The 20,697-nt window shown below is 69.4% G+C and carries 31 protein-coding genes; 3 read left to right on the top strand and 28 right to left on the bottom strand.

Annotation, left to right across the window (positions count from 1 at the left end):
* Window position 1 precedes the first annotated feature (1 nt).
* A complete protein-coding gene (locus GXY35_01625) occupies window positions 2-442 on the top strand; it encodes an ATP-binding protein (GenBank protein ID NLW93299.1) in 441 nt (146 codons plus the stop codon).
* Between the two features lie 313 nt (window positions 443-755).
* Entirely contained in the window at window positions 756-941 is a 186-nt protein-coding gene (locus tag GXY35_01630; protein ID NLW93300.1) for a hypothetical protein, read from the top strand.
* Window positions 942-1,036: 95 nt separating this feature from the next.
* On the opposite strand, the gene GXY35_01635 is transcribed toward GXY35_01630, so the two are convergent.
* The 11 genes from GXY35_01635 to GXY35_01685 all read right to left on the bottom strand — a co-directional run bounded on the left by GXY35_01635 (window position 1,037) and on the right by GXY35_01685 (window position 8,330).
* The gene (locus GXY35_01635; protein ID NLW93301.1) at window positions 1,037-1,876 is read right to left on the bottom strand and encodes a HesA/MoeB/ThiF family protein; all 840 of its coding nucleotides are present in this window, start codon (window positions 1,874-1,876) and stop codon (window positions 1,037-1,039) included.
* 68 nt (window positions 1,877-1,944) lie between these two features.
* Window positions 1,945-2,172 carry a NifU family protein gene (locus GXY35_01640; GenBank protein ID NLW93302.1) on the bottom strand — a complete coding sequence of 76 codons (228 nt, stop codon included), beginning with the start codon at window positions 2,170-2,172 and terminating at the stop codon, window positions 1,945-1,947.
* Complete coding sequence (locus GXY35_01645; protein NLW93303.1) at window positions 2,148-2,462, bottom strand: divalent-cation tolerance protein CutA; 315 nt, start codon at window positions 2,460-2,462, stop codon at window positions 2,148-2,150. The genes GXY35_01640 and GXY35_01645 overlap by 25 nt, the downstream gene beginning before the upstream one ends.
* A gap of 46 nt (window positions 2,463-2,508) precedes the next feature.
* The gene (gene folE, locus GXY35_01650) at window positions 2,509-3,063 is read right to left on the bottom strand and encodes a GTP cyclohydrolase I FolE (protein ID NLW93304.1); all 555 of its coding nucleotides are present in this window, start codon (window positions 3,061-3,063) and stop codon (window positions 2,509-2,511) included.
* Between the two features lie 10 nt (window positions 3,064-3,073).
* Window positions 3,074-3,325 carry a hypothetical protein gene (locus tag GXY35_01655; GenBank protein NLW93305.1) on the bottom strand — a complete coding sequence of 84 codons (252 nt, stop codon included), beginning with the start codon at window positions 3,323-3,325 and terminating at the stop codon, window positions 3,074-3,076.
* Window positions 3,326-3,365: 40 nt separating this feature from the next.
* On the bottom strand, window positions 3,366-3,554 hold the full coding sequence (locus tag GXY35_01660) for a hypothetical protein (protein ID NLW93306.1): 189 nt from the start codon (window positions 3,552-3,554) through the stop codon (window positions 3,366-3,368).
* Window positions 3,542-4,147 carry a M23 family metallopeptidase gene (locus GXY35_01665; protein NLW93307.1) on the bottom strand — a complete coding sequence of 202 codons (606 nt, stop codon included), beginning with the start codon at window positions 4,145-4,147 and terminating at the stop codon, window positions 3,542-3,544. Before GXY35_01665 ends, GXY35_01660 begins: the two co-directional genes overlap by 13 nt.
* Window positions 4,148-4,295: 148 nt before the next feature.
* Window positions 4,296-5,051, bottom strand: a complete 756-nt coding sequence (locus tag GXY35_01670) for a ComF family protein (GenBank protein ID NLW93308.1) — start codon at window positions 5,049-5,051, stop codon at window positions 4,296-4,298.
* Window positions 5,052-5,083: 32 nt separating this feature from the next.
* The gene (locus tag GXY35_01675) at window positions 5,084-6,352 is read right to left on the bottom strand and encodes an adenosylhomocysteinase (protein ID NLW93309.1); all 1,269 of its coding nucleotides are present in this window, start codon (window positions 6,350-6,352) and stop codon (window positions 5,084-5,086) included.
* A 30-nt stretch (window positions 6,353-6,382) separates the two neighbouring features.
* Window positions 6,383-7,549, bottom strand: a complete 1,167-nt coding sequence (locus tag GXY35_01680; protein NLW93310.1) for a methionine adenosyltransferase — start codon at window positions 7,547-7,549, stop codon at window positions 6,383-6,385.
* A gap of 37 nt (window positions 7,550-7,586) precedes the next feature.
* A complete protein-coding gene (locus GXY35_01685; protein NLW93311.1) occupies window positions 7,587-8,330 on the bottom strand; it encodes a nucleotidyltransferase family protein in 744 nt (247 codons plus the stop codon).
* A 305-nt stretch (window positions 8,331-8,635) separates the two neighbouring features.
* Between GXY35_01685 and GXY35_01690 the strand changes: the two genes are divergently transcribed.
* Window positions 8,636-9,193: a polymer-forming cytoskeletal protein gene (locus tag GXY35_01690; GenBank protein NLW93312.1), complete on the top strand. Its 558-nt coding sequence runs from the start codon at window positions 8,636-8,638 to the stop codon at window positions 9,191-9,193.
* Window positions 9,194-9,241: 48 nt separating this feature from the next.
* Here GXY35_01690 and GXY35_01695 read toward each other — a convergent pair whose 3' ends face one another.
* The 17 genes from GXY35_01695 to GXY35_01775 all read right to left on the bottom strand — a co-directional run bounded on the left by GXY35_01695 (window position 9,242) and on the right by GXY35_01775 (window position 20,656).
* Window positions 9,242-10,501, bottom strand: a complete 1,260-nt coding sequence (locus tag GXY35_01695) for a tetratricopeptide repeat protein (GenBank protein ID NLW93313.1) — start codon at window positions 10,499-10,501, stop codon at window positions 9,242-9,244.
* 60 nt (window positions 10,502-10,561) lie between these two features.
* The gene (locus tag GXY35_01700) at window positions 10,562-10,867 is read right to left on the bottom strand and encodes a hypothetical protein (GenBank protein ID NLW93314.1); all 306 of its coding nucleotides are present in this window, start codon (window positions 10,865-10,867) and stop codon (window positions 10,562-10,564) included.
* A gap of 52 nt (window positions 10,868-10,919) precedes the next feature.
* Complete coding sequence (locus tag GXY35_01705; protein NLW93315.1) at window positions 10,920-11,375, bottom strand: hypothetical protein; 456 nt, start codon at window positions 11,373-11,375, stop codon at window positions 10,920-10,922.
* On the bottom strand, window positions 11,372-13,180 hold the full coding sequence (locus tag GXY35_01710; GenBank protein NLW93316.1) for an AAA family ATPase: 1,809 nt from the start codon (window positions 13,178-13,180) through the stop codon (window positions 11,372-11,374). Before GXY35_01710 ends, GXY35_01705 begins: the two co-directional genes overlap by 4 nt.
* A gap of 89 nt (window positions 13,181-13,269) precedes the next feature.
* Window positions 13,270-13,809, bottom strand: coding sequence for a hypothetical protein (locus GXY35_01715; protein NLW93317.1), 540 nt, complete (start codon window positions 13,807-13,809; stop codon window positions 13,270-13,272).
* Entirely contained in the window at window positions 13,809-14,222 is a 414-nt protein-coding gene (locus tag GXY35_01720) for a DUF1844 domain-containing protein (GenBank protein ID NLW93318.1), read from the bottom strand. The genes GXY35_01715 and GXY35_01720 overlap by 1 nt, the downstream gene beginning before the upstream one ends.
* 123 nt (window positions 14,223-14,345) lie before the next feature.
* Complete coding sequence (locus tag GXY35_01725) at window positions 14,346-14,714, bottom strand: hypothetical protein (GenBank protein NLW93319.1); 369 nt, start codon at window positions 14,712-14,714, stop codon at window positions 14,346-14,348.
* Between the two features lie 76 nt (window positions 14,715-14,790).
* On the bottom strand, window positions 14,791-15,315 hold the full coding sequence (locus tag GXY35_01730; GenBank protein NLW93320.1) for a hypothetical protein: 525 nt from the start codon (window positions 15,313-15,315) through the stop codon (window positions 14,791-14,793).
* A 453-nt stretch (window positions 15,316-15,768) separates the two neighbouring features.
* Window positions 15,769-16,188, bottom strand: a complete 420-nt coding sequence (rplQ, locus tag GXY35_01735) for a 50S ribosomal protein L17 (protein NLW93321.1) — start codon at window positions 16,186-16,188, stop codon at window positions 15,769-15,771.
* Window positions 16,189-16,221: 33 nt separating this feature from the next.
* Entirely contained in the window at window positions 16,222-17,220 is a 999-nt protein-coding gene (locus GXY35_01740) for a DNA-directed RNA polymerase subunit alpha (protein ID NLW93322.1), read from the bottom strand.
* Between the two features lie 30 nt (window positions 17,221-17,250).
* Complete coding sequence (gene rpsD / locus GXY35_01745) at window positions 17,251-17,877, bottom strand: 30S ribosomal protein S4 (GenBank protein NLW93323.1); 627 nt, start codon at window positions 17,875-17,877, stop codon at window positions 17,251-17,253.
* Between the two features lie 75 nt (window positions 17,878-17,952).
* Window positions 17,953-18,363, bottom strand: a complete 411-nt coding sequence (gene rpsK, locus GXY35_01750) for a 30S ribosomal protein S11 (GenBank protein ID NLW93324.1) — start codon at window positions 18,361-18,363, stop codon at window positions 17,953-17,955.
* A gap of 33 nt (window positions 18,364-18,396) precedes the next feature.
* Window positions 18,397-18,795, bottom strand: a complete 399-nt coding sequence (gene rpsM, locus GXY35_01755) for a 30S ribosomal protein S13 (protein NLW93325.1) — start codon at window positions 18,793-18,795, stop codon at window positions 18,397-18,399.
* Between the two features lie 89 nt (window positions 18,796-18,884).
* Window positions 18,885-18,998 carry a 50S ribosomal protein L36 gene (gene rpmJ, locus GXY35_01760; protein ID NLW93326.1) on the bottom strand — a complete coding sequence of 38 codons (114 nt, stop codon included), beginning with the start codon at window positions 18,996-18,998 and terminating at the stop codon, window positions 18,885-18,887.
* A 49-nt stretch (window positions 18,999-19,047) separates the two neighbouring features.
* The gene (gene infA, locus GXY35_01765) at window positions 19,048-19,269 is read right to left on the bottom strand and encodes a translation initiation factor IF-1 (GenBank protein ID NLW93327.1); all 222 of its coding nucleotides are present in this window, start codon (window positions 19,267-19,269) and stop codon (window positions 19,048-19,050) included.
* Complete coding sequence (map, locus tag GXY35_01770; GenBank protein ID NLW93328.1) at window positions 19,245-20,006, bottom strand: type I methionyl aminopeptidase; 762 nt, start codon at window positions 20,004-20,006, stop codon at window positions 19,245-19,247. The genes infA and map overlap by 25 nt, the downstream gene beginning before the upstream one ends.
* Complete coding sequence (locus GXY35_01775) at window positions 20,003-20,656, bottom strand: adenylate kinase (protein ID NLW93329.1); 654 nt, start codon at window positions 20,654-20,656, stop codon at window positions 20,003-20,005. Before GXY35_01775 ends, map begins: the two co-directional genes overlap by 4 nt.
* Window positions 20,657-20,697: the final 41 nt, after the last annotated feature.

Consider the following 20,697-nt stretch of genomic DNA (forward strand, 5'->3'; position numbering starts at 1 on the left):
CATGGCGGGCACGCGCGCGGCTTCCGACAGCATCACGGTGATCATCCCCAGCAATCCACGCTACCTCAGGGCGGTGCGCTCCCTTCTCGACGAGATCGCCTACGAGATGAGGTTCCCGGCGAAGGCGCGGAGCGAGATCGTCCACGCTGTCGACGAGGCGTGCACCAACGTCATCAAGCACGGGTACGGCGGCAACCTCGACAAGAAGATCGTGCTCATCCTCCGGGAGCGCGCCGACCGGCTCGAGATCACCATCAAGGATTTCGGCAAGAAGGTCCACCCGGCGCGCATCCGTTCCCGGGACCTGCACGACGTCAAGCCCGGCGGGCTCGGCGTCTATTTCATCCGGCAGTCGATGGACCTGGTCTGGTACGACACGAGCCCGCGCGTCGGGACCGTGCTGACGATGGTCAAGTATCTGAAGAAACCGGGACGCAGGTAGGCGCCCCCCCGCCCGCCCCGCGCCAAAACCGCCGCCGCCCGGCACATCTTCGACCCCATGCCCCCCAGGTGACCCCGCATCGCAACGGCTCGGGCCCGCTCCTTCCGGCTGCATGTGCGCATCAGAAAGCACGCAAGAATTGTATGTTTTACCGAGTATCTCATCGTATATTGCGCTATTTTGAATGCAATATTTTTGTCAATCTTTTGGCTCTATTCTTAATCCATTGGAGTTCAATATGTTATGTCTTAACATTTGCCATCAGAGCTTGGCATCTATCTTGCTTAACAATCTTTCGGGTTGGAGGTTGGCCATGAAAGAGATTTGCGAGTACTGCTTCAGCGAGCTTGCGGTAGAGGATGAGAAGGTCGAGGGCAACCGCAAGTTCATCTGGAAGCGCTGCACGAACGACGAGTGCGGCGAGACCTTCCTCTTCGTGGAGTACCTCTGGCAGCTCAACCTGGCGGAGTGCAGCTCATTCCAGGTTGTCGCCGGCTGAGCGATGGGCTGAGGATTTCGACACGGGCGCCGCTCCCGCGGGGGGGCGGCGCCGCTTGTTGTACGGTCAGGGCTGCCGCGGAACCGCCGGGGCCGTCACCCCGCGCCTCCCCCGGGACCGAGCGGAACGGAACAGGTCGTCCCCGCGGCGAGATCGATGAAGAGGACCCTGTTCCGCACCGGTTCCCCGATCCCGGCGATGATCTTCACCGCTTCGGCCGCCTGCATCGCCGCGACCGCGGCGGGGGTCGGGGTCGAAACGCCGAGCTCCACCTCGATCCCCTTCCTCGACGCCGGTCCCTCCCCCCCGTAGAGCGCCTCCAGGCCCGGGTCCCCGGGGAAGACCGTCATCAGTTCGCCGATCCACCCCGCGACGGCGCCGTGGATGAACGGGATCCCGCAACGCGCGGCGGCGCGCTGGAGGACGAGGCGCGAGGGGATCTCGTCGAGGGCGTCCACGACGAGGCGGCAGCCGGCGAACAGCGCGTCGGCGTTGGTGTCGTCCACGAACAGGCGGTGGGGAAGGATTTCGACGGCTGAGTTGACGCACCCCGCCCGCCGCGCCGCCGCGGCGGCCTTGCCCTCCCCGATGTTCCCCTCGTCGCAGAGAAGCTGGCGATTGAGGTTGTCCTCGGAGAAGAGGTCCGCGTCCGCCACCACGAGCTCCCCGACGCCGAAACGGGCGAGGTGCTCGACGACCGCGCCTCCCAGCCCCCCCGCCCCCACGACCGCCACGCGCGCCCGGCGCAGGGCGAGCAGCCCCTCCACGCCGAGGGTGCCGACGAGGCGGAGGTACCTGCGGGGAACCGCGCCGCCTGCGAGCGCGGAGATCTCCACCTCCCGCCGTGTCGCACCCGTCGCGGCGGCGATCGCCGCGACGTCGCGGAGCGCGAGCGTGGGGGGGCGGGTCTTGTCGTCAAGGCGGGACCGCACCATCGCCGCGAGCGTATCCGCCATCTCCGCCTCCGGGATTCCCTCTACCCCCGGGGTGCCCCGGGGGCGCGTCAGTCCACCGCCTCGATCCCCTTGATCTCGGGAACCCGGTTCCGCAAGGCGGACTCCACGACGTTCGACAGCGTCATCCTCGCCCCGGGGCAGCCGGCGCAGGCGCCGGCGAGCCGCACCCGAACCACGCCCTCCGCCGTCACCTCGACCAGCGCCACGCTTCCGCCGTGGGCGCCGAGCATCGGCGCGATCTCCTCCCTGATCACCTTCTCGACTTTTTCGCGCATAACTCCTCCGTGAGCCATTCCAGATACTCCCCGCTTCCCCCGACGAGGGGGAACGCGGCGATCTCGGGCACCTCGTAACTGTGGATCCTCTTGACCTCCTCCACCAGGCGCGGGAGCGCGTCGAGACGCGCCTTGGCGAGCACCAGATGCTCGCGGGCGCGCTCCACAACGCCCCTCCAGCGGTAGATCGATTCGCCCTTCGGGTACACGCTGGCGCAGGCCGCGAGACGCGCCTGCACGAGACGGCGCGCGATCCGCCGCGCCTCGCCGGTCTTGTCGCAGGTGATCATCACCACGGCGTATCGCCGCCAGCGGTTCGCCATCGCACGGGCCATGTCAACGGGGCTCGGAATGTCCGATGAGGTTCAGAAACTCCATCCGCGTCTCCTGCCGCGTGCGGAAGCAGCCCCGCATCGCGGAGGTGACCGCCCGCGAGTGCCCCTTCTCGGCGCCGTGGAGCACCATGCACAGGTGGCGCGCCTCGATCACCACCGCCACCCCCTTCGGCCGGAGGTGTTCCTGGATGGCGTCCGCGATCTGGGTCGTGAGCCGCTCCTGTATCTGGAGACGGCGCGCGAACGCGTCGACGAGGCGCGCGATCCGCCCGAGGCCGAGCATCTTCCGGTCGGGAAGGTAGGCGATGTGGCAGCAGCCGTAGAACGGGAGCAGATGGTGTTCGCAGATGCTCAGCAGCTCGACCCCCTTCAAGAGCACCATCTCGTCGCAGATGTCGGTGCTGATCTCCGCGGAGAGGATGGCGGCGATATCCTCGCGGTAGCCGCCGGTGAGGAACGACCAGGCCTGCCGGAGACGCTCGGGGGTCTGTCGGAGCCCCTCGCGGTCGGGGTCCTCGCCGAGCTCCCTGAGCCAGCTCCTCAGCGTCTCCCGCATCGGCCGCCCCTCACCGCTCCTTGAACAGGTCCAGTGTGCGGGCGATCTCCGCCAGCTCGTCGATCGAGACCGTGTCGAGCGTCTTCTTCCTCTTCTCGAGCTGCTCGTTCAGCTTGATCGCCTTCTCCTGCATCTCCCCGTGCGTCTCCTCGGAGCCGCCGTAGAGGCGGAAGTTCTTCCCGCGCGTGACGCGCCAAAGGCCGTCCCGGCAGTCGAAGCCGAGCCCCAGGAGAAGGCGTTTCAGCGCGTTCCTGTCTTTCATATGCAGCCCCGCCCCCCGATCGGCCGGGCCCGGCGCAGAATCACCGGAGCCTGCCCGCCATCGGGGAGATCCTCTTGAAGGTGCGGCCGATCCTGTCGGCCTTCTCGGCGTTCTTCTCGTCGACGCTCCCGCCGCCGTAGTCGCGGTATTCGTACCGGGACGCGGTCCCGCACCCCGCGACGGAAACGCAGAACCCCGCGGCCAGCGCCGCGGCGATCAAGGCGCGCATCGATCCCCTCCGAACTCCTCGGGGTTCAGCACCCCCCCCAGGTAGCTCCCGTAGACCGCCTCGCCGAGCTGCCGCAGCGTCGTGATCAGGTGGGGGCTGAAGAGGCCGATGATCCGAAGCCCCCCGAGGTCGATGAGCCCCGACGGCGCATGCAGTATCTCAAAATGGAGCTGGTATTGGAACTCTTTCGGTATCCGCATCGCGTTGCCGCTCCGCCCGACCGCCGCGAACCGCTCCCCCGCCGCCACCCGGCGCCCGACCGGCAGCGGCGACGGCCCGTCGAGGTGGGCATAGAGCGTGTAGAAGTTGTTCGCGTGGTCGATCAGCACGGTGTAGCCGTAGCCGCTGTCGGGCCCGCCGTTCATCTCGTTGTAGCAGATGAACCCCGCGGCGGCCGCCCGCACCGGGGTCCCGGGCGGGGCGAGGTAGTCCACCCCCTTGTGGTAGGAGATCCCGCTGCGGCGCGCCGCGCCGAACTCCCCCTCGGGCCTCCGGATCGGCGCCCCGGCGACCGGCTGCGCCTCGACCCGGAACCGGGCGACCTCGCGGGCCGACTCCGCCCGGTCGCGCGGGCGCCAGTCAAAGCCCCAGATCGCGGCGACGTCGGCCCCCCCCGCCGGCCCCGCGGCCGTCGCGGCCGTGAGGAGCGCCGCCACGGCGGCGAGAGACGCGGATCTCGGCATCGGCCACACCCCCGTGAAGCGGACTGTCGGACGGGGAGCGGGTCCGCGGCCGTCCCCCTCACTCCCCGCGCGCGAGCGTGTAGACATCCACCCCCGCGGCCCCCGCGGCGAGGAGCGTCGAAACGCACTCGGCCGCGGTCGCCCCGGTCGTGTACACATCATCGACGAGCAGCAGCCGGCGGCCCGCCACGAGGCGGGCGTCCGAAACGGCGAACTCCCCGCGCACGTTCTGCCGCCGCTGCGCCTTCGAGAGGGCGCGTTGCGACGGCCGTCCGCCCCTGCGCGCGAGGGCCCGCTTCTCCACGGCGATCCCCGCGAACCTGCCGAGCACCAGGGCGAGGTCAAGCGACTGGTTGAAGCCCCGCTCCCGGCGGCGTTCCGGGGAGATCGGCACGGGGACGAGCGCGTCGTACGACGCCCCCGGGCACTCGCGGGCGAACGACTCCGCCATGAACGCCCCCAGCGGCTCCGCGAGGTCCCGCCGGTCCCGGAACTTCAGCAGGTGCACGCACTCCCGCAGCGGGCCCTCGTACCGCCCCGCGGAACGGCAGGTGCCGAACCGCGGCGATCGGACCCTGCAGCCGCCGCAGAGGGTGTCGAACGGGACCGGAACGGCGCCGTACACCTGTGTCCCGCACCGGGGGCAGTACGGCTGGCGTATCGCGGGAAGCCGTCCGCGGCAGGGGCCGCAGAGGCCGCCCGGTTCCGCGGGGGCGAGCGCCGCCTCGCAGAGGGCGCACCGGGCCGGCAACAGGAGGCCGAGGAGGCCCCGCCAGAAGGCGACGCACACGGACCGCGTGCCGATGCCGTTCATGGCTCCCGCGCGCCTCCCCGGGAGCCCCCGCGTCAGGTCCCCATCTCCCACGAGGCGAGGTACTTCTTCTGCTCGGGGGTGAGCCGGTCCATCGAAACGCCCATCGCCTTCAGCTTCAGGCGGGCGACCCAGTCGTCGATCTCCGCGGGAACGGTGTAGACCTTCGCCACGAGGCTCCGGTGGCGCTTCACGCAGTACTCGGTGCTGAGGGCCTGGACCGCGAAGCTCATGTCCATCACCGAGGCCGGGTGCCCCTCGGCGGCGGCGAGGTTGATGAGCCGCCCCTCGGCCAGGATGTAGATTTTCCGGCCGTTCGGCAGGACGTACTCGTCCACGAAGTTCCGCACCCCGCGGTTCACCTTCTTCGCGATCTTCTGCAGCCCCTCTATGTCGATCTCCACGTTGAAGTGGCCCGAGTTGGCGACGATCGCCCCGTTCTTCATCGCCTTGAAGTGCGCGGGGCGGATGACATGGATGTCGCCGGTCAGCGTGCAGAACAGGTCCCCGACGCGGGCCGCCTGCGCCATCGGCATCACGCGGTAGCCGTCCATCAGCGCCTCGAGGGCCCGGATCGGGTCGACCTCGGTGACGATGACGTTCGCGCCCATCCCGCGGCAGCGTGAGGCGAAGCCGCGGCCGCACCAGCCGTACCCGGCCACGACCACGGTGCTCCCCGCGAGGAGGATGTCGGTGGCGCGGATGATGCCGTCCACCGTCGACTGCCCGGTGCCGTAGCGGTTGTCGAACATATGCTTGGTGGCCGCGTCGTTCACCGCGATGACCGGGAACCTGAGCGCCCCGTCCTTCTCCATCGCCCGGAGCCGAATGACCCCGGTCGTCGTCTCCTCCATGCTCCCCATGATCTGCTTCGCCATCTCGGGGTGCTCGGAGAGGATCGCGGAGACGAGGTCGGCCCCGTCGTCCATCGTGATGCGCGGGGAGTGCCGTATCGCGGCGTGGATGTGCGCGTAGTAGGTCTTGCGGTCCTCCCCCTTGATCGCCTGGACCTTGATGCCGTACTGCTTCACGAGGCTCGCGGCGACGTCGTCCTGCGTGCTCAAAGGATTCGAGGCGCAGAGCAGCAGGTCCGCCCCGCCCGCCTGGAGCGTCCGCGCCAGATTCGCCGTCTCCGCCGTCACGTGCAGGCACGCGGACATCCGCAACCCCTTCAGCGGCTTCTCGCGCGTGAACCGCTCGCGGACAAGGCGGAGCACCGGCATCTCCGCGTCCGCCCACTCGATCCTCTTCGTCCCCCCGGCCGCAAGACCGAGGTCCTTCACGTCGTATCCCTGTGCGCTCATCGTCACTCCCTGTTCTTGTCCCCCGTCGGCCTAGAGCCCCGCGGCCTTCCGCAGCGCCTCCGCCTTGTCGGTCTTCTCCCAGGTGAAGCTCGGAAGCAAGCGGCCGAAGTGCCCGTTCCGCGCCGTCTCGCGGTAGATCGGACGGCGCAGCTTCAGATGGGCGATCATCCCCGCGGGGGTCAGGGGGAACAGCTTCCGGATGAGGCCGGCGATCTTCTCGTCGGGTATCCTCCCCGTCCCCTCCGTGTCCACGTGTATCGAGAGCGGATCCGCCACGCCGATGGCGTAGGAGAGCTGCACCTCGCAGCGGTCGGCGAGGCCGGCCGCGACGACGTTCTTGGCCACGTAGCGCGCCATGTAGCTCGCGCTCCGGTCCACCTTCGACGGATCCTTCCCGGAGAAGGCGCCGCCGCCGTGCCGGCCGCGGCCCCCGTAGGTGTCGACGATGATCTTGCGGCCGGTCACGCCGGTGTCGCCGGCGGGCCCCCCGACCACGAAACGCCCGGTCGGGTTGACGTGGTAGATCGTCTTGGCGTCGAGCAGCCGCTTCGGGATGATCGGCAGGATGACCTTCTTGATGATCTCGCTGCGGATCTTCGCGTACGGGATCCCGTCCGCGTGCTGCGTCGAGACGACGACCGTGTGGACGCGGACCGGTTTCCCGCCGTCGTACTCCACCGTGACCTGCGACTTCCCGTCCGGACGGAGCCACGAAATGAGCCCCTTCTCGCGGGCGTACGAGAGGCGCTCGACGAGCCGGTGCGCGAGGTGGATCGGGAGCGGCATCAACTCCTTCGTCTCGCGGCATGCGTAGCCGAACATCAGCCCCTGGTCCCCCGCCCCCGCCGCCTTGTGCAGCCCCTGCCCCGCCGTGACGCCCTGCGAGATGTCGGGGGACTGCTTGTGCACGGAGACGAGGATGCCGCAGCTCTCGGCGTCGAAGCCGATGTCGCCAGTCGTGTAGCCGATCTCGCGGATCGTCCTGCGGGCGACCCCCTGGTAGTCGATCTCGGCTTTGGTGGTGATCTCGCCCGCGATCACCACGAGGCCGGTGGTGAGCATCGTCTCGCAGGCCACCCTGCCGTGGGGATCCTTCTCGTAGACGGCGTCGACGATCGCGTCGCTGATCTGGTCCGCGACCTTGTCGGGGTGGCCCATCGTGACCGATTCAGAGGTGAACAGATACCGCGATGCCATTGCGTCCTCCCTTTCTGTGCGTCCCTGCCGCGTGCCGTCAGTCCGTTTCGGCGCGCCTCGTTGCCGTGTAGAGCGCGTCGGCCCTCCGGTACATCTCCAGATCCCCGATATCATACCAGATCCCCCGGAAGACGTAGGCATAAACCTCCTCGCGGGGGCAGAGCCACTTGACGAAGAGACCCGGCGCGTCCATCTTGTTCCCCTCCCGCGCGTACGTCTCGAAGAGCGGGAGCTTCCGGCGCGGGTACAGGTACATCCCGATCGCGGCGAGCGTCGTGGGCGGGTCGGCGGGCTTCTCCACGAAGTTCACGACGCGGTGCGCCGCGTCGACCCGGAGGATGCCGTAGAGCCGCGCCGCCTCCCGGTCGCCGACGTCGTAGGCGGCGACGGTGATCCCCTTCTCCCTGAAGAACGGGATGAGTCTTCCCAGGTCGAGGTCGAAGAGGTTGTCGCCGAGAACGACGAACAGGTCGTCGTCGATCCTCTCCTTCTCGATCACGAACCGGATGTCGCCGATGGCCCCGAGCTTGTCCGCGTCGGAGACCGTCCCGTCGTCGATGACGGCGACCGGGGCGCGGCTGCGCCTCTTCTCAGCCCATTCCCGGAACGACGGGGCGAACCGGCGGTTGGTCACCACGAGGATCCGGTCTATCTCCTCCACCTTGTCGAGCGCGTCGACGATGTAGTCGATGATCGGCCTCCCGGCGATCGGGAGGAGCGGTTTGGCGCGGTCTTTGGTGAGCGGGTAGAGCCGCGTCGCGTACCCCGCAGCCATGATCAGCGCCTTCACCCCGTCCCTCCTCCTCGAAAGATGGAAAAAAGGACCCTGGAGACACCCGGGTCCCCGCATTCCCACCCACGGTACGAGGGTACAGTATATACCGCGTCGAAACGGATGGCAAGCCCCTTGCCCCCGCCCCGCGGGCGCCCCCTCCCCGTGCGCCCGACGCGGCCGGCGCGACGGCCCCCCACGCCCCGCCCGCGGCGGTATTCCGCTTGACATCGGCGTATGAAACTGGTGTAATCGCGCCTACGGGTTGGACGCGATGTGTCCGCGGATACCGAGAGCCGCGGGGGAGGAGATGAATGAGCAATATCCTGAGGAGGCTCGGCGCGGACGGTGCGGGCCAGGGCATCCCCAACTACCCCGGCAGGGAGGAGGGACAGAAGATGGCCATTCAGGACAAGCTGCAGCAGCCGATCGCCCACAGCGAGCTCAAGGAGACCGTCATCAGCCCGGACGCCGAGTTCAAGGGGTCGATGAAGTTCAAGGACTCTTTGCGGATCGACGGGAACTTCGAGGGGGAGATCGACTCCAACGGAACGCTCTTCGTCGGCAAGACCGGCCTCGTGAAGGCCGAGGTCCACGTGGGGAACGTGATCGTCGAGGGGAAGATCGAGGGGAACGTCACCTGCGAGGACAAGATCGAACTCCGGGCGACCGCGAAGATGCTCGGCGACATCCAGGCCGCCCGCCTGACCATCGCCGAGGGGGTCAACATCGTCGGCAAATGCTCCGTGAGCTCGCAGAAGCCGGCGGCGGAAGCGTTCAAGCCCGACCGGCCTTCCCGCCCCGACTTCAAGAAAGGCAGGGACGACAGGTCCGGCGGCGAGCGGTCCGGGATGGGGGGGGGCGCGGACTGACCGATTCGCGGCGCGACGGTGCACACGCGGGGCGGCCGCAGGGCCGCCCTATTTCTTTTCCTCGATATGGCCGAGGGCGCGGCGGCCGAGGGGGGTATCCGTGCCGTAGAGCTCGGCCGCCCGCTGGAGGTGGTAGGCGGCGAGGACGAAACGGCCCTGCTTCTTGTAGTTGATGCCGAGGTTGAAGTGCGCCTCGGCGTTCTGCGGATCCTTGTCGATCAGTCCCTTGTACTCCCTGACCGCCTCCTCGCTGTTCCCCATCACGCCGTGCAGGAACGCCAGATTCATCCTCGCCGCCCGGTATCCCGGATCCTTCGAGAGCGCCGTGCCGAACGCCTCCAACGCCTCCTGGTAGCGCTGGATGTGCATGAAGACGAGGCCGAGGTAGTTGTACGCGGCCGCGTTTTCCGGGTCGAGATCGAGGGCCGCGCGGCACTCCCGGTAGGCGGCGAGGTACTCCTTGGCCTCGATGCGGACCCAGGCGAGGTTGACGCGGAGCGACACGTCCGCGGGGGCCTTCTCGATGCCGCGGCGGTAGACCTCCGCGGCCGCGGCGAGGTTCCCCAGCCGTTCCTGGAGTTCTCCGAGGGCGAGGTACGCCGGGATGTAGCTGGGATTCCGCTCCAGGATGCCGGAGTAGATCCGGACGGCGGCTCGATTCCTCCCGAGTTTCTCGTTCAGGAGGCCCGCCTTCATCGCCGCGTCGAGGTTGTCGGGAGCAATCCTGAGGAGCTCCTGGAACTGGGCGAGGGCGCCCTCGAGATCCCCCTTGCCGAGCATGGCGTCGCCCTTGACCAGGCGGGCGCGCGCGTCATCCGGATCGATCGCGAGCGCCTTCTCCGCCGCGGCGAGCGCGCCCGGCGCATCCCCGTTTCGGAGCGCACGCTCCGCATGGAGGCGGTGCGCCTCCGCGAGCCGGCCCGAGATCTGGAGTTTCGGGTCGAGCGCCCGCGCCTTCTCGTATTGTTCCGCGGCCCCGCGGGGGTCCCCGTTGCGGAGCAGCAGCGCCGCGAGGCCGACGTGCGCGCGGGCGATGCTCTCCCGGAGTTCTATCTCCGGGGAGAGCGCCACCGCCCTGGTGTACATCGAGAGCGCCTGCTCGTACTGCCCCCCGTCGATGAAGGTGTTGCCGAGCCGGATGTAGAACTCCGCGTTCTGCGCGGCCTCGGGCGGCTCTCCCGCCGCCGGCGTCGCGGCGGACCAGGCGGCCAGGCAGGCGGCGACAAGGTGTCGGAACGGGCGGCTCTTCATCGGCGGCACCAGTGTAGCACGGATGGCGTCACAGATCCCGTCTCCCGGATCGCGCATCCCCTATCCGTATCCCGCATCGCCGGTTCCAGGCCCGCCGCAGAAACAATCGTCCCCTTGTCAGCGGATCCCCTCGGGGCTGCCGGCGGTCCCCTCTTCCGGGGGGCAGGAGACGGCCTCCGCGCACCCGGCGAGAAGCGCCGCCGCCGCGCTATTGGCCGGATCGAGGAGCAGGATCTTCTCGAACTCCATCGCGGCGCTCCGCGCGTCGCCCCGTTCGAGGAGGCGCATCCCGCGCCCCGTCAGGTCGATGGCGGCGCGCAGGGCATGCTCCGCGTCGATCGCGGAGCGCTCCCGGGCATAGCCGCCCGATGCGGCCAGGAGCGCGGCGGCGAGGAGACCGCACCTTCGGACCCGCGATTTCATCTTCCCGCGCATCGCACCGCCCTCGCCCGCATCCCGTGTCCCGCGCCCCCCGTCACTCCTCGACCGTGAGCGTGAACTCCTCCGCGCCGCGCCTGAACGTCGCGCCGTCCACGCTGATCCCCACCACCTGTATCCCCGACAGCTCCTCGCCGACGGCGACGGGCCTTCCGTTCACGATGGCGAGGGGACTCTCCTCGTCCCAGATCACCCCCGAGAGGCGGAGGGACGGGATGCTCGCCGCCGCTGTGTTCGATGCGGCGCGCGGCGGAAAGGAACGCGCCCCGTGCGGCGCCGCGGGGCGCGCCGGCGCATCCGCCGCGAAGCGGGGCGGGCGGAGCCGCATCGCCGCCGCGACGACCGCCGCGGCGAGGAGCAGGGCGGCGAGGGCGATCGCCGCGCGGCGGCGCGCGGAAGCGGCGGGCGGCTCCTCGGCGACGAGCCGCTCCTGGAGGATCGTCTTGGCCCTCCCGTTCTCCGCCTTCTTCAGCGCCTTCAGGATCGTGCTCATCCGCCCCTCCCCTCCGCGGCGCCGGCGAAGAGCCGCGGCACCTCCCTGCCTGCCTCCGCGCTCCTGAGCAGCATCCACTCCGCGGCGCCCGCCACCCCGTCCGCGGGGAGGCCGCGGTCCTCCTGGAACCGCTTCACGGCGGCGGTCGTCTTGGCTCCGTAGCCGCCCTCCTCCCCGTCTGGCGGGAACCCGGCCGCCGCGAGGGACCGCTGCAGTTCGCCTACCGCCGGCCCGCGCATCCCCGGCGCGCAGAGACCGGGGAGGGTCACCCCGGCGGGATAGAAATAGACCGCCCGCCCGCAGAGCGCCTCCTCGAGCTCCTGCTCGGCGAGCAGCCGCGTCTCTCCGCCCTGCATGCGGAGCGCCGCCCGCTCCCCCCTGACGCCCGAGAGCACGGCCGCGAGGCGCCCGCCCCGCGGCGCGCGCAGGAACAGGATGCAGGGGAGGTCCATCCGGCGGATGAAATCGACCCCCCCCCAGCACGCGACCGCCTGCATCCCGAAGCATCCGGCGAGGCGGTGAAGATCCCGCTTCTCGCCGAACTCGGGCGGTTCAGTGTCCCCGCGCCCCCACAGGGCGGCAAGCCGCGCCGCGGCTTCCGCCTCGGGGTTCACGGGAACGGCGATGGGAGCGGAGGCGGCCTGCGGTTGCGCCTCCTCCAGCGGCGCCGTGTCGTCCGGCGCCGGCGCCTCCAGCGGCGAAACAACGGGCGTCGGGGGCGCACCCGGCGCCGCCTCCTCGTCGAGCCGCTCCGCGACCGGCCCCAGGACGGTGCCGAGGAGCCCCTCCGCGTCCGCCCCGTTTCCCCCGGCCTCCGCCGCCGCTTCGGCGAGAGGAGCCTTTGCATCCCCCGCTCCCCCCGCGGGCGGACCCGGGAGGGGCGGCGGGGCGGGCCGCGTCGCGTACACCAGGGCGGCCGCGACGGCGGCCGCCGCGGCCCCCGCCGGCAGCGCCGGCATCCAGCGGCGCCGGGCGGCCGCGCCTCGAGGGCCCGGGTGGGCCCGGAGCTCCTCGATCGCGCGCCGCGCGATCCGGCCCGTGATCTTCCTCCTTCCGGCCACGAACCCCACGAGCAGCGCCCGGTCGCAGACGACGTTGATCCTGCGGGGGATCCCTCCCGAGTAGCGGTAGAACCTCCGCATGGCGGCGTCGGTGATGCGGATGGCGGGCGGCCCGTCTCCGGCGGCAACCGCGAGCCGGTACCGGATGTAGCGCGCCGTCTCCGCCGGTGTCAGCGGATTCAGATGGCAGGTGACGGCGATTCTCTGGGCGAGCTGCCTGAGCGCGGGGATCGCGAGCATATCCCGCAGCTCCGGCTGTCCCACCAGGACGATCTGGAGCAGCTTCTCCTTTTCCGTCTCGAGGTTGGAGAGCATCCGGAGCTGCTCGAGCACGGGGAGAGCGAGGTTCTGGCACTCGTCGATCAGCACGACGACGCTGCGCCCCGCCTCATGCTGCGAGAGGAGGTACCGGTTGAGCTCGTCGACGAGCCCCTTCCGGGTTGACGCCCCGCGGTGGCAGGAGAGATCCTCGTTGATGTTCTTGAGCAGCTCCTCGGCGGAGAGGAAGCTGTTGATGATGAACCCGACCTCCGCCTCCTTCTCGATCTCCGCGATGAGCGCCCTGCAGAGCGTGGTCTTGCCGGTGCCGACCTCCCCGCTCACGAGGATGAATCCTTTGCGCTCCCGTATGCCGTAGAGGAGGTGCCCCATCGCCTCGCGGTGCAACGGACTCAGGTAGAGGAAATGGGAGTCGGGGGTGAGGTTGAACGGCCGCTCCTTGAGGTTGTAGAAGTTGGTGTACATCCGCCGCCCGCCCTCCCCTCGCCGCGGCGCCGCGCGGAGCCCTCCCGCGCTCATCCGGACTCACCCGCGGCGGCCGCCGTGCCCCGCGGTCAGTGCACGCCCTCGAGGGAGAGGAGCTCGCGCACCTGCTTCTGCACCTCCCTCGCCTGCCCGACGGCGAGCCCGGGGTCCTCGACCAGCAGCGTCTCCCCGCTCCCCGCGAACTCGTAGACGACGAGCCGGCGCCCGCTTCCCGGCTCGACGATCCTGTCGCGCGGCAGGAGCTTCCGCTTCCGTTCAAGCATCAGGGCGAGGATGTACGAGAAGTTCACGTGCGCGGGCTCGCCTGAATCGAGGTACTTCCTGAGGAGCCGCTCGACCGTGCTCCGGGCGATCGGCTCCTCCTTCTCTTTCGGCGGCTCCGGTTTGAAGCGCCCCTTCCAGGATGAGAGGGCCTCCGCCGCGCGATCCGGCCCCGCGGAACTGTCGAGCGCCGCCCGGCAGGCCGCGCAATAATCCTCGCGCTGATACGACCCGTCGACGGCGAAGAGGAAGGTTTCGTACCGATCCCCGTCCGCGAACTCCCGGGCGCAGCAGGCGCACCGCCTGGCCCGTTTGATGCTGTGCCACTCCTGCGGGTTCCTGGCCATCAGTCCGCGCCCGCCGCAGGGTCCTCCCCAGACGCCTTCCCCGGCTCCCCCTTCGTTTCGCCCCGCGCGGGGGAGGGGGCCTCCTCCGCCCCCCCCGCCGCGGACGCGGGAGCGGCATCCCGCCTCCCCGCGGCGTCATTCGGCTCCTTGGCGGCCTCGTCGACAAAGTTGAGCTGGAGAGTGCTCAGGGCGTTGGCGAGCACCCGCTCCTCCTGCCTCGTCAGGTTCCCCTTCGTCTTCGCCTGCAGGGTCTCGAGCAGGTCGATGCTGCCCCGCGCGGCCTCGAGGTCCTTCTCGGTCTTCCCCGAGACCGGGTTCGCCACCTTGCCCAGCGCCACCCACGCGGAGCCGTGTATGCCCATCAGCAGCGAGAGGAAGCGCGCCTCGTGCACCTTCTCCTTTTCCCTGTCCATTGCATCCCCCTGTGTGATGCCCCGCCGCGGAGTCCGCGGGGAGACGACCCCGCCGGAGGGCCTCTCCCCTCCCCCTCCGTTTCGTTCCGTGCCCCCCCGGGGTGAAACAACCGGCTCTTCGCGCTAGTCGTCGAAGATGCGGTCGAACGCCTCCTTGAAGTCGTAGCCGCCCCGGAAATCGTCGAGGTTGTCCTGTTCGGTCTTGTTGAGGAGGCCGCCGTTGACGAGGTTGAACACCGCCTCGCCGATATCCTCGCACCGGCGCACCCCCCAATGCTCGAGAACGGTCCTCGCCATCGGGCCGTAGCGCTCGATCGCGTGCCGGCGCGCCCCCTCGAGCAGCTCCCGCCCGCTCACGTGCCTCCTCTCGCCGAGCATCCGGTACGTGTAGTCGAGCGCCTCCATCACGAACTGGTAGGCGTCGAAGGCGTACCGGTCGTCGCGCCTGACGATCTCCCGCACCAGCTGTTCCGCCGTCTTCTTCCTGCCCATCCGTCTCGATCCCCTCCCGCATTGCGACACGCCGCCGCACACCCCGCGCTGGTGCGCGCCGTCCCGGGCGACGGGGTCAGCGGCTCTCCGGCAACACCGCCTCGTAGGCGATGCGGTACCGCTCCCGGTCGGCGCCCCGGAGCGAATCGTGGTTGGCCTTCTTGAGCGCGCTGTAGGTCGAACTGGCGTAGAGGACGAGCTGCGCCACGTGGTCCAGTATCTCCTGTTCCATGCTCCGGCTTCGCTCCTCGAACGTCACGAGGATCGCGGCGCCGCCGCCGAGGAGCCGCTTGAGGAAGCCCTTCTCCTCCCTGAGGAGGGCCTCGTGCTCCAGCATCACCAGCGCCGCCCTCACCCCGTCGCAGACCAGGAGAAGGTACTTCAGGAATATCCGCTCGTCGCGCCAGCCGCGGCTCCCCCGGAGGGCGCACGTCGCCTCCCGGATCGCCTCGGCGATATGGTGGAGGATCCCCTCGAGGCGTCTGCGTCTCTTCACCAGCGGGGTCTCCTCGAAACGCTGCTCGAGGAGCCGGATGCAGCACCGGTAGTGGGCGTCGCGCCGCGCCAGATGCACCGCCCTGTTTATCGCGATGTTGACCATAGCTTTCGACGAACAATGTCGGACGGGAGAAGGCGCCGGGGCCTTGTGAACGCCCCGCGGTCGTCTCGTCGCATGGCCCCCGTCGTTCCGTTCCGCGCCCCGTCGCCCCGATCGCCTCCCGGGCGCCTCTCTGCCCCGCCGCGGGGAGATGTCGACCGCGGCGTGCGCGATCGCGAAGGGAGGCGGAGGGGGATCGGCTGGTTCAGGCGCACGGCGGCGGGGATGCCGGCGATGCGCGCCGCGTCGAAGACGTCGCCCGCGGGGCCGCGGCCGCGCGCGGCGGGGGAGAGGGTCGCGGCCGCGCCGCGGGCGACCGTCTCCCGGCCCGCATCCGGCGTGCCGCCCATGCCGATCATCGGGGCCCGCCCGTCGCAGCCCAGGTGGCTGAGCGTCCGGCCCATATCCTTCCCCCCGTGGCGAAGCGCCCGCACGAACGTCGGCGGGCGCGGGGGATCACGCCCTGGCCTTCCTCTTCTTCTCTTCTTCCTTCTTCGCCTTCTTGACCTTCACCGGGCGCGTGGTGTCCACGAGCTCGCAGACCGCCATCGGGGCGCCGTCGCCGCGCCGGTACCCGGTCTTGATCACCCGGGTGTACCCGCCGGCGCGCGCGGCGTAGCGCGGCCCGAGCTCCTTGAACAGCTTCGCCGCCGCCGGCCCGTCGCCGAGGATGCGCATCGCCAAGCGCCGGCTGTGAAGGTCGCCGCGCTTCCCGAGCGTCACCATCCGCTCGGCGAGCCGGCAGACCGCCTTCGCCTTCCCCTCGGTCGTCTGGATCCGCTCGACCGTGAGGAGACTGCAGACCGCGTTCGAGAGCATCGCCCGCAGGTGGGCCGGCTTCCGGTTGAGTTTCAGCGTCCGCTTCCTGTGCCTCATCGTCGATATCCCATCCCCTCTCCCGGCGCCGCCCTATTCCGGCAGCTCCTTTTTCGCCGCAAAATCCATCCCGAGGGACAACCCCATCTCGCCGAGCTTGTTCTTGATCTCGGCGAGCGATTTCTTCCCGAAGTTCCTGTACTTCAGCATCTCCGCCTCGCTCTTCTGCGTCAGATCCCGGATCGTCTTGATCCCGGCGGCGTTGATGCAGTTGGCGGCGCGGACGGAGAGCTCGATCTCGGTGATGGGGGTGTTCAGCTTGCGATCGAGCTCAAACTCCTCGACCCTCTCCTTCTGCTGCTGCTCCTCGTCCTCCATCCGGACCGGATGCGCGGTGTAGTCCACGAACACCGTGAGGTGCTCCCGCAAGATCGAGGCGGCGTGGATCAGGGCATCCACCGGCTTGACCCTGCCGTCGGTCCAGATCTCCAGGATCAGCTTGTCGTAGTCGGTGATCCGGCCCACGCGCGTATCCTCGACATGGTAGGCGACCCGCGTCACCGGGGTGAAGATCGAGTCGATGGGGATGATCCCGATCGGCTGCCCCTCCCGCTTGTTCCCCTCCGCCGGGCGGTAGCCCCTCCCGATCTCGACCGTCAGCTCGGCCCCGAAGGAGAGCTTCTTGTTCAGGGTGGCGATATGGTGGGACGGGTTCACGACCTCGACGGTCCCGTCGGTGACGATGTCCCCCGCCGTGATCTCGCCCATCTTCTCGGTTTTGATCCCGATCGTCTTGGGCTCGCGGCTGTGGGAGACGAGGAGCACCTTCTTCAGGTTGAGGACGATCTCGGTGACGTCCTCGACGACGCCCTCGATCGTGTCGAACTCGTGGAGCACCCCGGCGATCTTCACGGTGGTGATCGCGGTGCCCTCGATCGAGGAGAGGAGGACCCTGCGCAGGGCGTTGCCCATCGTGTGCCCGTAGCCGCGCTCGAACGGTTCAGCGATGAACCTCGCGTAGGTGTCCTGCTCGGTCTCCGGATCCACGGACAACCGCTTGGGCATCTCGAACTTCGCCATTCGTATAACCATATCAGCACCCTCTCCTTGTCTTCCGCCCGATCACTTCGAGTAGAGCTCCACCACTAGCTGCACGTTCACCGGTACCGCGATATCCGACCTCTCGGGCAGGCGGACCATCGAACCTTTCATCGCCTCTCGGTCCATCGACAGCCAGGCCGGGACCTCGCGCTTCGCGGTGGCGTCGAGGTTCTTTTTCACCTCCGCCCGAACGCGCTCCCCGGGCTTCACCTCGACGGCCTGCCCGGCCCGGCACTGGTAGGAGGGGATGTTCACCGTGCGCCCGCCGACGCGGAAATGCCCGTGACAGACCATCTGGCGCGCCTGGGCCCGCGACGGGGCGAACCCCATCCGGAAGACGACGTTGTCGAGCCGGGTCTCGAGGAGCTGGAGCAGCGTGTCGCCGGTGATCCCTTTGCGGCGCTGGGCCCTGTCGAACAGCACGCGGAACTGTTTCTCCAGCATCCCGTACATCCGGCGCAGCCGCTGCTTCTCCCGCAGCTGCTCGGCGTAGGCGGTGGTCTTGCGCTTCCGCGCCCCGTGGACCCCCGGCGCCGGGCGGCCGCGTTCGATCGGGCACTTGGCCATCTCGCACCGCGGCCCCTTCAGGAAGAGTTTCATCCCCTCCTGGCGGCAGAGCCGGCACACCGGACCTGTGTATCTTCCCATGGTATCCTCTTCCTCCTGCCCCTGCGTTCAGCACCCGCGCGGCCGCCGGGGCGTTCCGCCCCCGCGCGGCGTCCGTTACACCCTGCGGCGCTTCGGCGGCCTGCAGCCGTTGTGCGGGATCGGCGTGACGTCCCGTATCGCGGTGATCTGGAGGCCCGCGGCCTGCAGCGCCCTGATCGCGGACTCGCGCCCCGCGCCGGGGCCCTTGACGTTGACCTCGATCTCGCGCATCCCGTGCGCCACGGCGCGGCGGCCGCAGTTGGTGGCCACGACCGTGGCGGCGAACGCGGTGCTCTTGCGCGCCCCCTTGAACCCCGATGAGCCCGCGCTGGCCCAGACGACCACGTTCCCCCGGTTGTCGGCGATGCTCACGATCGTGTTGTTGAACGACGCCAGGACGTGGGCGACGCCCCGCGGAGCGCTGCGCCACGCCTTGCGCTTCGTCGTCGCCGTCCTCGGCCCCCTCTGCTCCCGTTCCTGTGCCATGCTCTCCCTTTCTCCCGTTCCCGGCCGCGCCGCCTACGCGATCTGGCCCTGCTTCTTCATCGACGCCTTGCGCTTCACGCCGACGGTCTTCCGCGGCCCCTTCCGGGTGCGGGCGTTCGTGCTGGTCCGCTGGCCGCGGACCGGCAGCCCGCGGCGGTGCCGCATCCCCCGGTAGCTGCCGATGCTCATCAACCGCTTGATATTGCCCGCCACCTCCCGCCGCAGGTCGCCCTCGACCCGGCAGGTGTTCTGGATCACGGAGGCGATCTTCGCCACCTCCTCCTCGGTGAGGTCTTTAGCCCTCGTGTCGGGATTCACCCCGGCCGCGGCGAGGATCCTCGACGCCTTCGCCGGCCCGACGCCGTAGATGTAGGTGAGGGCCGTCTCGACCCGCTTCTCTTTCGGTATGTCGACCCCTACGATGCGCGGCATAGCGCTGCTCCTTGTTCGTTGTTCAGGACACTCCCGATCGCCGTCTCCCATCCGGCCGGATGCTGGAAACGGGAACCCCTACGCGGTCTTCACCCCTGCTTCTGCTTGTGCCGCGGGTTGGAGCAGAGCACCCGCACCACCCCCTTGCGGCGGACGATCTTGCACTTCTCGCAGATCCTGCGCACCGACGCTTTGACCTTCATGGCATCCCTTCGGGGCCCCCGCGCATCGCGTATCCCGCGCGGGCCGCCCTCACTTGACGCGGTAGACGATCCGTGCCTTCGCCAGGTCGTACGGGGACATCTCGAGCAGCACCTTGTCCCCCGGGAGGATCCTGATGAAGTGCATCCGCATCCTGCCCGAGATATGGGCAAGGACGCGGTGCCCGTTCTGGAGGTCCACCCGGAACATCGTGTTCGGGAGCACCTCCGCGACGACCCCCTCGACCCTTATCGCTTCTTCCCTTTTGGGCATGTGAGCACCTCTGGACCGTTCTCCGTGATCGCGATCGTGTCCTCGTAGTGCGCCGAGGGCCTTCGGTCCCGCGTTACGACGGTCCATCCGTCCGACAGGACCCGCACCGCGTGCGAGCCCGCGTTGATCATCGCCTCGACCGCAAACGTCATCCCCGGCTTGAGCCTCGGCCCGGTGCGGGGCTTCCCGTAGTTCGGAATCTGCGGATCCTCGTGGAGCCGCGCGCCGATCCCGTGCCCGACGTAGTCCCGCACCACCGAGAAGCCGCCCGTCTCGGCGCGGCGCTCGATCGCGTGCGAGAGATCGAAGAGCCACCCGCCCGCCACCGCCTGGCGCACCGCGTCGTCGACCGCGAGCCGCGCCGCCTCCGCCAGACGTGCCTTTTCCGAATCCACCGCGCCCACCGCGAAGGTGCGCGCCATGTCGCCGAAGTAGCCGCCGTGCTCGACGCCCGCGTCGATGCTCACCAGGTCGCCCGTGCGCAGCTCGCGGCGCCCCGGGATCCCGTGGACGACCTCCTCGTTCACCGACACGCAGATGGTCGCGGGGTACCCCCGGTACCCTTTGAACGCCGGGCGCGCCCCGCGCTCCCTGATGAACCGCGCGGCCGCCGCGTCCAGATCCCTCGTCGCCACACCGGGCTCGATCATCGCCCCGAGCGCCTCCATCAGGGACGCGGTGATCTCGCACGCAACGCGCATCTTCTCGAGTTCGCCCGGGGACTTGATATTGATCATTCCCTGCCCAGCACCCGCATGATCTGGATGAACGTCCCCTGCACCGGCGCGTCGCTGTTCACCGTCGCGAGCAGATTGCGCGCCTCGTAGTAGCCGATCAGAGGGGCGGTCTGCGCCTCGTAGACCCTGAGCCGGTTGAGGATCGTCTCCTCGCTGTCGTCCGCCCTCGCGGCGAGCGGTCCGCCGCACGCGTCGCAGACCCCCTCGACCTTCGGCGGCACGTTGACCAGGTGGAAGCTCGCGCCGCAGGATCTGCAGACCCTGCGCCCGCCCAGGCGCTGCAGGATCACGTCCTGGTGGGTCTTCATGTAGAAGACCTTGTCGAGGTTCTGCCCGAGCTCCGCGAGAAGGGCGTCGAGCCCCTCCGCCTGGGGGAGCGTGCGGGGGAACCCGTCGAGGAGGAAGCCGCGGCGGCGGCAATCCTGCTTCGAGAGGCGCTCCCGCACGAGGCCGACGGTGATCTCGTCCGGCACCAGGTCTCCCTTCCCCCAGTAGCGGTCGTGCGCCGCCGTGCCGAGCTCCGTTCCCGCCTTGTACGCCTCGCGAAACATATCCCCGGTCGAGATGTGCGGGATCTTGAACTCCTCGCAGAGCACCTTCGCCTGCGATCCTTTGCCCGCTCCCGGGGGGCCCAGTAGTATGAGTCTCATTGCATTGATCCCGTATGTCCGCTCTCGGATCCCAGATTTCA

Source organism: Chlamydiota bacterium (assembly GCA_012729785.1).
Taxonomy (GTDB): Bacteria; Auribacterota; Tritonobacteria; order UBA1439; family UBA1439; genus UBA1439.